This window comes from Pedococcus soli (assembly GCF_054782575.1).
Map to the genome: position 1 here is coordinate 53,747 of NZ_BAAGSF010000004.1, position 12,154 is coordinate 65,900.

The 12,154-nt window shown below is 73.4% G+C and carries 14 protein-coding genes; 2 read left to right on the forward strand and 12 right to left on the reverse strand.

What is annotated here, in order from left to right; genetic code table 11:
- Positions 1-15 precede the first annotated feature (15 nt).
- From ACYVKF_RS06260 to ACYVKF_RS06305, 10 genes are read right to left on the reverse strand one after another with little or no spacing between them, the layout of a single operon-like run.
- A complete protein-coding gene (locus tag ACYVKF_RS06260; RefSeq protein WP_460965612.1) occupies positions 16-1,584 on the reverse strand; it encodes a proton-conducting transporter transmembrane domain-containing protein in 1,569 nt (522 codons plus the stop codon).
- Positions 1,581-3,053: a complex I subunit 4 family protein gene (locus ACYVKF_RS06265; RefSeq protein ID WP_460965614.1), complete on the reverse strand. Its 1,473-nt coding sequence runs from the start codon at positions 3,051-3,053 to the stop codon at positions 1,581-1,583. Before ACYVKF_RS06265 ends, ACYVKF_RS06260 begins: the two co-directional genes overlap by 4 nt.
- A complete protein-coding gene (locus ACYVKF_RS06270) occupies positions 3,050-4,954 on the reverse strand; it encodes an NADH-quinone oxidoreductase subunit 5 family protein (RefSeq protein WP_460965616.1) in 1,905 nt (634 codons plus the stop codon). The genes ACYVKF_RS06265 and ACYVKF_RS06270 overlap by 4 nt, the downstream gene beginning before the upstream one ends.
- On the reverse strand, positions 4,951-5,250 hold the full coding sequence (gene nuoK, locus ACYVKF_RS06275) for an NADH-quinone oxidoreductase subunit NuoK (protein WP_056915531.1): 300 nt from the start codon (positions 5,248-5,250) through the stop codon (positions 4,951-4,953). Before nuoK ends, ACYVKF_RS06270 begins: the two co-directional genes overlap by 4 nt.
- Positions 5,247-5,771 (reverse strand): NADH-quinone oxidoreductase subunit J family protein, encoded by a 525-nt coding sequence (locus ACYVKF_RS06280; RefSeq protein WP_460965619.1) that lies wholly within the window; start codon positions 5,769-5,771, stop codon positions 5,247-5,249. The genes nuoK and ACYVKF_RS06280 overlap by 4 nt, the downstream gene beginning before the upstream one ends.
- Positions 5,768-6,415, reverse strand: coding sequence for a NuoI/complex I 23 kDa subunit family protein (locus ACYVKF_RS06285; RefSeq protein WP_460965621.1), 648 nt, complete (start codon positions 6,413-6,415; stop codon positions 5,768-5,770). The genes ACYVKF_RS06280 and ACYVKF_RS06285 overlap by 4 nt, the downstream gene beginning before the upstream one ends.
- Entirely contained in the window at positions 6,412-7,377 is a 966-nt protein-coding gene (gene nuoH, locus ACYVKF_RS06290; protein ID WP_460965623.1) for an NADH-quinone oxidoreductase subunit NuoH, read from the reverse strand. Before nuoH ends, ACYVKF_RS06285 begins: the two co-directional genes overlap by 4 nt.
- On the reverse strand, positions 7,374-7,904 hold the full coding sequence (locus ACYVKF_RS06295) for an NADH-quinone oxidoreductase subunit C (protein WP_460965625.1): 531 nt from the start codon (positions 7,902-7,904) through the stop codon (positions 7,374-7,376). The genes nuoH and ACYVKF_RS06295 overlap by 4 nt, the downstream gene beginning before the upstream one ends.
- A complete protein-coding gene (locus tag ACYVKF_RS06300; protein WP_460965627.1) occupies positions 7,901-8,518 on the reverse strand; it encodes an NADH-quinone oxidoreductase subunit B in 618 nt (205 codons plus the stop codon). The genes ACYVKF_RS06295 and ACYVKF_RS06300 overlap by 4 nt, the downstream gene beginning before the upstream one ends.
- On the reverse strand, positions 8,518-8,877 hold the full coding sequence (locus ACYVKF_RS06305; protein WP_056915536.1) for an NADH-quinone oxidoreductase subunit A: 360 nt from the start codon (positions 8,875-8,877) through the stop codon (positions 8,518-8,520). The genes ACYVKF_RS06300 and ACYVKF_RS06305 overlap by 1 nt, the downstream gene beginning before the upstream one ends.
- A gap of 95 nt (positions 8,878-8,972) precedes the next feature.
- Between ACYVKF_RS06305 and ACYVKF_RS06310 the strand changes: the two genes are divergently transcribed.
- Together ACYVKF_RS06310 and ACYVKF_RS06315 are read left to right on the forward strand one after the other, a co-directional pair.
- On the forward strand, positions 8,973-9,617 hold the full coding sequence (locus ACYVKF_RS06310; protein ID WP_460965629.1) for an LON peptidase substrate-binding domain-containing protein: 645 nt from the start codon (positions 8,973-8,975) through the stop codon (positions 9,615-9,617).
- A gap of 60 nt (positions 9,618-9,677) precedes the next feature.
- Positions 9,678-10,181: a DinB family protein gene (locus ACYVKF_RS06315; protein WP_460965631.1), complete on the forward strand. Its 504-nt coding sequence runs from the start codon at positions 9,678-9,680 to the stop codon at positions 10,179-10,181.
- A 151-nt stretch (positions 10,182-10,332) separates the two neighbouring features.
- Here the strand turns inward: ACYVKF_RS06315 and ACYVKF_RS06320 are convergent, their stop codons facing one another.
- Positions 10,333-10,872, reverse strand: a complete 540-nt coding sequence (locus tag ACYVKF_RS06320) for a GNAT family N-acetyltransferase (protein ID WP_460965633.1) — start codon at positions 10,870-10,872, stop codon at positions 10,333-10,335.
- Between the two features lie 224 nt (positions 10,873-11,096).
- Positions 11,097-12,122, reverse strand: coding sequence for a glycosyl hydrolase (locus ACYVKF_RS06325; protein ID WP_460965635.1), 1,026 nt, complete (start codon positions 12,120-12,122; stop codon positions 11,097-11,099).
- Positions 12,123-12,154: the final 32 nt, after the last annotated feature.

A 12,154-nucleotide genomic window follows, 5' to 3' on the forward strand; every position in this document is an offset into this window, starting at 1 on the left:
TCGGGCGTTCCCTGGTCAGCCCAGCAGGCCGAGCACCAGCTGGGGCAGCACGCTCGCGGCGACGAGGACCCCTCCCGACAGGATGAGGGCGGCCAGGGCGGGCCGTGGGACTGGTCCTCCGAGGAGCTCCTCGACGGGACCTTCGTCGCCGTCACCGGCACCCTCCGGGTCCCCAGCACCCCGCCCGACCGGCGCGGGATCGCGCAGCAGCACCGCGAACCACCGCAGGTAGACCGCGATGCCGAGGACGGCGTTGGCGACGGCGACGAGGGCGAGCACCCACTGCCCGTCCCCGACCACGGGACGCAGGGCGACGACCTTGGCCACCAGCCCGAGGACGCCGGGCGGCAGCCCGGCGAGGGAGAGCAGGGCCAGCCCGAGCGCACCGCCCAGGAGGGGTCGTTCCCGCAGCAGTCCCGTGTATGCCGCGAGCGTCCGGCCGCGGGACGGTCCGTCACCGCCGTCGGAGGTCGGGGCCGACCGGGCGACGAGGTGGACCACGACGAACGCCACGAGCGTGGCGACGACGTAGGCGAGGAGGTAGGCGCCGGAGGCCTGGTCGGCCTGCGTCGTCGCGACCGACCACGGCAGCACCACCCAGCCCGCCTGGGCGACGGTCGACCACGCGAGGAGCCGGACCGGGTCGTCCTGGACGAGGGCGACGAGGTTGCCGACGGTCATCGACACCGCGGCCACGATGCCCACGACGACGAGGACCGGGGCTGCCCCGGAGCCGTGGCCCGAGCCCGCCAGTGGACGCAGGACGACGAGCAGGGCCGCCAGCGCGGCGACCTTGGACGTGGCCGCGAGGAACGCAGCGACGGGCTCGGTGCCGCCGGCGTAGGCCTGGGGCGTCCACACGTGGAACGGCACCAGCGAGAGCTTGAAGCCGACCCCTGCCAGCAGGAGCAGCAGCCCGAGGAGCAGCACGGCACGCCGCTGCGGGTCGGCGAGCGCGGTCGCCACTGCCGGTCCGGAGAAGACCGCGGCCCCGGTCGACAGCAGCCACAGGGCGGCACCCAGGACGACGAGGGCGAACGACACCAGCGAGGTCGTCAGCAGGGCCAGGGCGCCCCGTCCCGCGTCCGGGGTCGCCCGCAGCGCGACGAGGGCGATGGCGGGCAGGGTCGCCAGCTCCAGGCAGACCAGCCACGAGCCGAGGTCGTGGGCGGCGGCGACGCCGGTGGCCCCGGCAGTGGCGGCGAGCAGGAGCGCCACGAGGACGGCTGGCCCTCCCCGCAGGAGCTGGTCACGGGTCCCGGACCGCGGCGGCCACACGAGGAGCAGGACGACGAGGGCGGCGAGCAGGGCCCCCACCTGCAGGGCGCCGACGACCGGTCCTGCTTCGTACAGGCAGCCGTCGGGCGCGGGCAGGCACAGCGAGCGCCGTGGCACGTCGGTCGACCCGAGGGCCGCGGGGAGAGCCAGGGCCGCACCGACGAGCAGGGCGAGCACCCCGACGACGGCGTGCAGCCGCGCGACCCTGGGGGCCACGGCGTCGGCGACGAGCACGACGACGGCACCCGCCGCCGGCGCCAGGACCGGACCGAGCACGGGCCAGTCGAGGCTGGCCACGGTGCTCACGGCCCGGCTCCGACCAGCGTGCTCACGGTGTCGTGCGTCAGGGACAGCAACGGACCGGGGACGACACCGAGGACCACCGTGAGCAGGACGAGGACGACGACGACGTCCCACTCGCTGCCGCGGGTGTCCTCGATGGGCGGCGAGGTCCGGTCGCCGGCCCACACGAGTCGCGCCACCCGGAGCGCGTAGGCGGCGGCGAGCACGGTGCCGAGCGCGGCGACCACCGCGACGGCGCGGAAGAGCCCGAGCGACCGGTCGTCGCCCGGTGACCACGCGGCATACACGGACAGGAACTCGCCCCAGAAGCCGGCCAGGCCGGGCAGCCCGAGGGAGGCGGCCAGGCCGAGGATGAGCGCGAAACCGAGGCGAGGCGCGACCTCGCGCACCGCGGCTCGAGCGGTGTCGAGGTCCGCGCTCCCCCAGCGTTCCTTGAGGCCGCCGACGACGACGAACAGCAGGGCTGAGACGACGCCGTGGGCGACGTTGGCGAACAGCGCCGCCTGCAGACCGGTGCGCGTGCCGCTCGCGAGCCCGATGGCGACGAACCCCATGTGTGCCACCGAGGAGTAGGCGACCAGGCGCTTGAGGTCACGCTCGACGAGGCAGGCCAGGCCTCCCCACAGGATGCCGACGGCACCGAGGACGGCGAGGAACGGTGCGACCCGGGCGAACCCGTCGGGCACGGTGGCCAGCGGCAGGCGGACCAGGCCGTAGGTGCCCATCTTGAGCAGGACGGCGGCGAGCAGCACCGAGCCGGCGGTGGGGGCGGTGGTGTGGGCCGCGGGCAGCCAGGTGTGCAGCGGGAAGACCGGCACCTTGACGGCGAGGCCGGCCACGAGGAGCGAGGCCACGACGAGCTGGGTGGTCGGCGGGAGTCCGCGCCCGGCGTCCTGGGCCAGGACCCCCAGGTCGGAGGTGCCGGCCCGGGTCACGAGGGCCAGGATCCCGACGAGCATCAGGGTGGAGCCGAAGGCCGTGTAGAGGACGAAGCGTGCCCCGGCCTCGGCCCGCGCCGCCGGGTGGTGGGCGTCGCCGAAGCGCGTGATGAGCACCCACATGGGCACGAGCACCACCTCGAACGCCACGAAGAACAGCACGGCGTCGCGGGCGAAGAACGTGGCGAGGGCACCGACCTCGACGAGCAGCAGGCAGGCGTGGAACGCGGCGCTGGTGCCGCCCACCGGAGGCCGCTCCCGGGTGTGCAGCACGACGGCGACACCCAGGAGGGCGGTGAGCAGGAGCAGGGGCGCGCTGATGCCGTCGACGGCGAGGTGCCACCGCAGCCCGAGGGACGGCACCCAGGCCCGGTCCACCTCGGGCCGCAGGACGACGCTCGTGACGACAAACGCCAGCGTGAGGACGCTGGCGACGGCGGACGTGAGGTTGGTGGCACGGTGCGGCAGGCTCCGACCGGCGGTGAGCAGCCACGTGGCCACCGCAGCCGGCACGACGAGGGCGAGGAGGATCACCGCAGCGCCACCCCCGCCAGGGCCACCGTGACGGCACCGGCGACGACCCAGGCCAACCCGGTCGCCGCCCGCTCGGCGCGGTGGGCCCGGTCGCCGCCACGCCCCGCCAGCAGGGCGCCGACGGCGGCGCCCCGGACGTACGCGTCGACGACCTCGCGGTCGAGGAAGACGACGAGCCGGGCGGTGGCGAGCACGGGCCGGGCCACGAGCACGACATACAGGCGGTCCACCCCGAAGCCGCCGTCGAAGGCAGGTTGCCGTGCTCCGACGAGGCGGGCGGGGTCCTCCCCCGCGCCGTACCGGCTGGTGGTGACGCGGCGCACCCCCAGGGCGGCACCGGCGATGAGCAGCAGGCTCAGCAGCGCGACGAACCACCCGAGGTAGCCCTCGAGGTCGATCAGCGGCGTGAACACCACGATCCCGCCGAGGACGGTGAGGACCGCCAGGACGGCCACCGCCGCCCGCACCGGCCCGGTGGCCGTGTCGGTCTCGTGGCGTGCGACGTCGGCGGTCCCGAGGTCGTCGAGGACGAGCCAGGCGCGCATGCAGTACGCCGCGGTCAGCGCGACCGTCAGCAGGCCGGCGAGCAGGACCAGCCACGCCCGGACGGGGGCGTCGGACGCGCCCGCCTCGGCAGCGGACAGGACGTGCTCCTTGGAGACGAACCCCACGAGGGGCGGCACCCCCGCCAGCGACAGCAGCCCGACGAACATGGCGGGGCGCAGCAGCAGGTGGCCACGCAGGCCCCCCTTGAGCGTGGCCGCCGCGGTGCCCCCGACGGTGACGCTTAGCCACCCGATCGTGAGGAACAGCAACGCCTTGAAGAACGCGTGGGAGTACAGGTGCAGCACCCCGGCACCCGGGCCCTCGTCGGCCGGCGCCACTGCGAGCGCCGACAGCATGAGGGCGACCTGGCTCAGGGTGGAGTAGGCCAGCAAGCGCTTGAGGTCGCTCTGGCCGAACGCCAGCAGGGCGGCCCAGACCATGGTCACGGCGGTGCTGACCGCCAGCACCCAGCGGGCCCCGTCGCTGGCCGCGAGGAGGGTGAAGAGCTGGGCCAGCACGAACGTCCCGGCCGCCACCATCGTCGCCGCGTGGATGAGGGCGGACGCGGGCGTCGGGCCCTCCATCGCGTCGGGCAGCCAGTCGTGGAACGGCACCATGCCGGACTTGCCGAGGACGCCGATGACGAGCAGCACCATGGCCACCGTCCGCAGCGTGCCGTCCGGCGCAGCGCAGGCCGCCGCCAGCGAGTCCGCGCACTCGGTGGCCGGCGCCCAGTGCGCCAGCACCGCCCGGTAGGCCGTGGAGCCTGCTCCCGCGGCGAGGAGCACCACCCCGAGGACGAACCCGACGTCGGCGAGCCGGGTGACGAGGAAGGCCTTGAGGGCGGCCCGGCGCGCGGACTCCTTGCGGCTCCAGTGACCGATGAGCAGGTAGGAGCACCAGCCCATCACCTCCCAGCCGACGAGGGTCAGCACGAGGTCGGCGGAGGTGACCACGACGAGCATGCCTGCGGTGAACAACGAGACCGTGGCCGCGAAGACGCCGTAGCGGTCGTCCTCGCGCAGGTACCAGCCCGCGAACGCCTGGACGGCCCAGCCGACGACGGCGACGACGAGTGCGATCAGGGCGGTCGCCGTGGTCGCTTGCAGCAGCAAGGGGATGCGCAACTCGCCCGCGGCGAGGGCCGGGAGGGTGCCGACGGCGCGGTCCTGCCCGGTCGTGTGCACCCCGACGAGCAGGGCGACGGCTGCAGCGAGGGTGACGAGCGACCCACCGACCGCGACCGCACGGGTGGCTCGGGGGTCCAGGCCCTCCCGTCGTCGGGCGAGGAAGAGCCCGAGCACGGCGGCGACGACCGGCACGAGCACGACCAGCCGGGCCGCGGCGGCGCTCACGAGCGGGTCCGGTCGAGGTCGATGTCGCCGCGCAGGCGGTAGACGGCCAGGACCACGGCGAGAGCGACGCACACCTCGGCCGCGGCGATGGTGATGACGAACAGGGTGAGGACGTTGCCGGCCGCCCAGCGGTCCCCGCCGGAGGCGCCGACGGAGACGAGCAGCAGGGTGGCGGCGTTGAGGATCAGCTCGACCCCGATGAGCACCAGCACCGCGTTGCGGCGGGCCAGCACGCCGTACGCGCCGAGACCGGCCAGCACGGAGGCGAGGAGGTAGGGGCCGGCGAGGTGGATCACGGGGCGCTCCGCCCGGCCTCGCGGGCTCCGCGCCCGGCGACGCGGGAGACCGCCAGGGCTGCGACCAGCGCCACGAGCAGCAGCAGGGACAAGAGCTCGAACGGCCACACCCACGTGCCGAACAGCTGGCTCGCCAGCTCGGTGGTGTCGGTCTCCCGACGGGACACCGGAACGGCGAGCGGCAGGAGGACCGCCGCCAGCATCGCGGTCACGCCCGCGCCGAGGACCGCCGCGAGGACCCGGTGGAGGCGGCTCGTGGCGATCTGCGCGTGCGGCCCGATGGGGGCGCGCGTCAGCATCAGGGCGAAGAGCACGAGCACGACGACGGCACCGACGTAGACGAGGACCTGCACCAGCGCGACGAACTCCGCGCCCAGCACGAGGTAGCACCCGGCGACCGAGCCGAGGCAGACCACGAGCCACAGCGCCGCGTGCACGACGTGGCGGGTCGTCACGGCGAGCAGCCCGCTGGCCGCGGCGACGAGCCCCACCGCGGCGAACGCCACGTCGAGGCCGGTCACGCCTCCGCCTCCGGCTGGGGAGTCACCCGCGTCGGACGGGCCGCGGGGGTGCGGACGGGGCGGGCCGGCTTGTTGGTCGCGGCGATCTCGGCCGGTTCGGCGGAGTGCTCGTCGAGCGCGGGCGGTGGCGGGACCGTGGGCATCCACTGCCCGAGCCGGTCCTTCTCGTGCAGCAGGTCGCGGATGTCGAGCTCGGAGTACTCGAACTCGGGGCTCCAGTGCAGCGCGTCGAACGGGCACACCTCGATGCAGATGCCGCAGTACATGCAGAGGCTGAAGTCGATGGCGAACCGGTCGAGGACGTTGCGCTGGCGGTCGCGTCCACCGGGGGTCGTCGCGGGGATCGTCTCTTTGTGCGAGTCGATGTAGATGCACCAGTCCGGGCACTCGCGGGCGCAGAGCATGCACGAGGTGCAGTTCTCCTCGAGCAGGGCGATGACGCCCCGGCTGCGCGGGGGCAGGTGCGGCGACACGTCCGGGTACTCGGCCGTGTGCGAGGGCTTCGCCAGGGTGCGTGCCGTGGTGGCCAGCCCCTTGAGGATCCCCGGTATGGCGCCCCCGCTGCTGCGCTTCGTGGGCTCCGGTGTCGTGGGCTCCGGTGTCGTGGGCTCCGGTGTCGTGCTCGGTGTCGTCGGCTCGGTCATGCGCTCGCCACCACCCAGACACCGGTGAGGGCCAGCTGCGCGAGGGCGAGCGGCACGAGGACGAGCCAGGCGAGGCGCTGGAGCTGGTCCTCGCGCAGTCGCGGCCAGGACACCCTCAGCCAGATGACGACCACCGCGATGATGAACCCCTTCAGCATCGTCCAGACCCAGCCGAGCTGGTCGCTGAACGGCCCCTGCCAGCCGCCGAGGTAGAGCACGGCGAACAGCAGCGACATGACGACAATGCCGGCGTACTCGCTCAGCAGGAAGAACGCGAACCGCAGTCCGGTGTACTCGGTGTAGGCGCCGAAGACGATCTCGCTGTCGGCGACCGGCATGTCGAACGGGGGCCGCTGGAGCTCTGCGACGGCGGCGACGAGGAAGACGACCGCACCGGGGAGCTGCCACAGCAGCCACCACGGGGACCAGGCGGCGGCGATGCCGGAGAGGGACAGCGACCCGGCCGCGAGGCAGACCGACGCCACGGACAGCACCAGCGGCAGCTCGTAGGACAGCAGCTGGGCGGCCGCCCGCATCGCCCCGAGCAGGGAGTACTTGTTGGCGCTGGCCCAACCCGCCATGAGGGTGCCGAGGATCCCGACGGCCGTCACCGCGAGGACGAGCACCGCGGAGGCGGGGGCGTCAGCCGCGACGACGTCGGGCGACAGCGGGATGACGGCCATGGCCACGAGGTACGGGATGAGCGCGACGGCCGGGGCGAACCGGAAGACGCCCTTGTCGGCAGCGGCCGGGGTGATGTCCTCCTTCTGCACGAACTTGACCCCGTCGGCGACGAGCTGGGCCCACCCGTGGAACCCACCGGCATACATGGGTCCGAGGCGTCCCTGCATGTGGGCCATGACCTTGTGCTCGGTCTGCCCGACGAGCAGGGGCAGCACCAGGAAGGCCGCGAGCACGGCGACCGAGCGGAGCACGACCTCGAGGGCCTCGAGCGCGGTCACCGCGGACCCCACTCGGCATCGGGCACACCGGGGGCGGACACACGGCGGCGCCCGGTGGGCTTGGTGTGCTCGCTCTCGCCGGGCTCCTTGGCGCCGGGCCAGGCCTTGGAGGCACGGGCGGCCAGGACGAACGACTTGCGCAACGGGGTCCCCTCGAACCCGTCCGGGAGGAGCAGCGGCCGCAGGTCCTGGCCGGTGCCGTCGTCGAACCCGTCGAACCCGAGCCCGAACATCTCGTGCGTCTCGCGTTCGTGCCACGCTGCACCGCGGAAGACCGGGGTGATGCTGGCGAGCGTCCCACCATCGGGCACGCGGGTCCGGATCATGATGCGGCGCAACGACTTCGGCGTCGACCCGTCCATGAGGTGGCAGACCACGTCGAACCCGGGGTCCTCGGCCGAGTCGGTCTGGTCGACGGCAGTCAGCCAGTCGAAGAAGGTGAAGCCCTCGGCGCGCGCGCCCTCGACCGCGGAGACCCACTCCGGCGGCGACACCTCACGGCGCTGCACGGTGGCCGGGTCGTTCACGACAGGTCCCCGGTCTTCGAGCGCGGTGCGTGGACGGGAGGGCCCACGAGACCACGGGTCACCTCACCGGCGGACGCGGTGCGGTGTCCCGCGTACTTCGCCCGGATTCCCTTGGTGGACAGGGTCTCCGACGCGATCTTCTCCTGCAGCTTGATGATGCCCTGCAGGAGCGACTCGGGCCGCGGCGGACAGCCGGGCACGTAGACGTCGACGGGGATGATCGTGTCGACGCCCTTGGTGACGCTGTAGGAGTCCCAGTAGGGGCCACCGGAGTTGGAGCAGGCCCCGAACGAGATCACGTACTTCGGCTCCGGCATCTGGTCGTAGAGCCGTCGGACGGCCGGCGCCATCTTGTCCGTCACCGTCCCCGACACGACCATGAGGTCGGCCTGGCGCGGCCCCGGCGCGAACGGGATGACCCCGAGCCGGATGAAGTCGTGCCGGGCCATCGAGGCGGCGATGAACTCGATCGCGCAGCAGGCCAGGCCGAAGTTGAAGACCCACAGGGAGTAGCGCCGGCCCCAGTTGAGCACGACGCGGATCGGCTGGGGTGCGTGCTCGTTGCCCGCGCCGACGCGCGGCATGGGCAGGGCGACCCTCGTGGACTCGGACATCACAGCCACCTCAGCAGACCGCGGCGCGCGGCGTGCACGAGTCCCACCAGCAGGACACCGATGAAGACGGCGATCTCGACGAGCGAGGCGGCCCCGAGGTCGGCCGAGCGCAGGACGAGCGCCCAGGGGAACAGGTAGACCGCGTCGACCGCGAAGATGACGTAGAGGAACGCGTAGACGAAGTAGCGGATCTGGGTCTGCGCCCAGTCCTGCCCGACCGGGTCGACGCCGGACTCGTAGGTCGTCAGCTTGGCCCTGGTCGGGGCGCTCGGCGCGAGCAGCAGCCGCGCCCCCATGGCCGCCACGAACAGCAGCAGTCCGACCACGACCACTGCGGCGACGACGACGTAGGGCGACACGTGGGCAGCCTAGTGGCCGGGCCCCCGCAGGCGGTGGCGCGGCATACGTCGTCGGTGGGGTGTCGGGAAGCGCCGTCCGCACCTAGCGTGGACCCATGGCGCGGATCCCGCTCTTCCCCCTCGGCACCGTCCTCGTCCCCGGAGCCTCCCTGCCGCTGCAGATCTTCGAGCCGCGGTACGTCGTCATGCTCAGCGACCTCGTCAACGCGATGGAGGTCCCCGAGTTCGGGGTGGTGGCGATCCGGCAGGGCAACGAGGTGGGTGTCGGCTCGGCCCGCGACCTGCACGAGATCGGCTGCCTGGCCCGGGTCCTGCAGGCTGCCTCCATCGGCGACGGGCGGTACCTCGTGGTGAGCACGGGGACCGAGCGGTTCCACCTCGACGGCCTCGCCGACACGGGTTCGGCCTACCTCACCGGCGAGGTGACGGTCCTCGAGGAGCACCCGGGCGACGCGCAGGAGGTGGCCGAGCTGGTCACGCGCCTGCACGACGCCCTGAACCGCTACGCCAGGACCCTGGGGGCCGAGGTGCCCGACTGGCCGCACGACCCCGTCGAGCTGTCGCACACCGTCGGCTCCGCCGTCGGGCTCGACCTCGGCGACCGGCAGCGGCTGCTCGCCGCCCCCGACACGGAGACGCGGCTGCGCCTCGGCCTGCGCCTGGTCCGTCGGGAGCAGGGGCTGGCCCAGACCCTCGGCGTCGTCCCGCCGTCGCCGGACCGCCCCTGGAACCTCAACTGACGCGGGGCGCCCCGCGGAAACCCGGTGGCGGGTGTCCCACCCGTGCGACAGGGTCGGGGCATGACACCGGACGACACCCCGAGCGCGTGGGACGAGCGCACCACCCTCCTCACGATGCTGCAGTACACCCGTGACGTCGCCGCCGGGAAGGCCCGCGACCTCGCCACCCACCACGTCGGCGCCGCACCCCTGCCGGGGTCGCCCCTGATGTCCATCGGCGGGGTGATCAACCACCTGCGCTGGGTCGAGCACTCCTGGATCGAGAACCGGTTCGTCGGTGGCCCCGACCTCGGGCCGTGGACCGCGACCGAGCCGGACCGCGAGTTCACCGTGGGTGCCGAGACGCCGATCGCCCAGACGCTGGAGGAGTATGCCGCGCAGGCCGTCCGCACCGACGCCCTGATCGCGGGCCTGCAGCTCGACGACCGCTCGGTGACCCCGTTCCGGGGTGGTGACCACCCGACCCTGCGCTGGGTCATCCTGCACCTGATCGAGGAGAACGCCCGGCACAACGGCCACCTCGACCTGCTGCGCGAGCTCGCCGACGGCCGCATCGGCGACTGAGCGTCCCCGCTTCTCCCGACCGGCGCTCCCTCCGCACAATGCGGGTGTCGTTCGGCACCACGGCAGTTATTTCCCACGGTTTCGCCGAACGACACCCGCTTTGCTGGTGAGTCGTCGCGGTGACCGAGAACGTCCGGGTCCTGCCGCTGCGTCAGTCGTCGAGGCGTTCGAAGGCGGGGGCGTAGCGGAAGGGACCGGAGAGTCCGTCGCCCCAGGCGTGCAACCGGCGGAGCAGGAAGTACTGCGGCCCCCAGTCCTGAGGCGGCGTGATGCCGTGGTCGACGGCCGGTCCGAACCCGAACCTCGGGTAGTAGGTCGGGTGGCCGAGGAGCACCACCGCCGGCTCGCCCAGGGCGTCCGCCGCGCCGAGCGCGGCGTGCACGAGGGCCGAGCCGATGCCGACCCGCTGGACCTCGGGCAGGACCCCGAGGGGACCCAGCGCGACCAGCACCGGCTGGTCTGCGACGAAGGCCCGGCTGATCGCCACGTGCCCCGCGACGACCCCATCGACCTCGGCCACCAGGCAGCACTCCCCGACGAGGTCGCCGTCGGCGCGAAGGTCGTCGACCAGGTCGGCCTCGAGGGTCCCCTCGCGAGCCGGCGCATCGTCGGTGGCCGGCTTGGCGAATGCCGCGAGGTGCACCGCCCTGATCGCGTCGGCGTCGGACGGCAGCTCGCGGCGGATCAGCATGCACGCGACCCTAGCCACGCGCACGGTCGCGCCGCCTCCCGATTTCCGCACGCGCCATACGCTGCACGCGGTCCCGACACCCCACAGAGCCGGCACACTCCCGTGAGTTTGAAGCGCTGAGCGCGCTCTGGCGCAGGACGGGCTTCAAACTCGAGGGAGCCGGGAGCCGGGAGCCGGGAGCCGGGAGCCGGGAGCCGGGAGCCGGGGAGCCGAGAAGTCGGGAGTCAGGGCGCCTTGGGGAGGGCGGCGTAGCTCGAGGGCCAGGGGACGTAGTCGTCGGCGGCGACGAGGTAGCCGTCGTCGTCGAGCGTCACGGGGACCGGGTCGATGATCTCGAACCCGTCGAAGCCCTCCGGCTCGACGTTGCGGAAGCCGATCAGCGCCCACGAACCGTCCCGCCGTTGCACCAGCGGCGCGGCGAACAGGTGGGGCTCGGCCGTGAACGGACGGGCGGAGTCGATGTCCCAGGGCCCGAGCGGGCCGGGTCCGGGGACCGACCACGTGCAGTACTCGCCGGTGCGGGCCTTGCGCTCGGCGGTCATCTCCTGCGGGTGGCACGTGAAGACCAGCACCCAGCGGCCGGCGATCTGCTTGTCCTGCAACACCTCCAGCTGACCGAACCCTGCGCCCGGCTCGCACAGCGGCGGCTGGAGGGTCCACCTCTCGAGGTCGGGGCTGGTGGCGTGGGCCACCACGCCGTCGTCGTTGCGGGCAGCCTCACGGGCCCGGGCGGCGAGCAGGAGGTGCCAGCCGTCGCCGTCGGCATCGGCGAACACCAGGGGGTCCCGCCACGTCTCGCTCGCCCCCTCGAGGTCCGGGCCCTGCGTCGGCGCCGGCGTGTTGGCGAGGTTCTTGTACCAGCGCCCGTCGACGCGCAGGGCGGGCTCGGAGGAGACCCGCTCCCAGTGGTGCAGGTCGTCGGAGACCGCTGAACCGACCCGCTGGTCGTAGACGTGGTGCCCCGAGGTCGAGACCGCCGTGTAGAACATCCGCCAGCGCTCGCCGTCGCGCACGACCGACCCGGTCCAGATCGCCAGGTCGTCGAACCCGGTCTCCGCCGGGCCGAAGCACTCGCCGAGGTAGTCCCAGGTGACGAGGTCCCGCGAGGTCGCATGGCCCACCGTCGCCGCGGTGTGCCGCTTGCCCGGGTCGACCAACGACCTCGGCGCCTGGAGGAAGAACAGGTGGTAGAGGTCGCCGTCGTCGGCGATCCAGGAGTCCCAGACCCAGTGGTCTTCGAGCCGAAGCATGCGCCGAGTGTGGCAGCCCCGCGCGCGTCTGG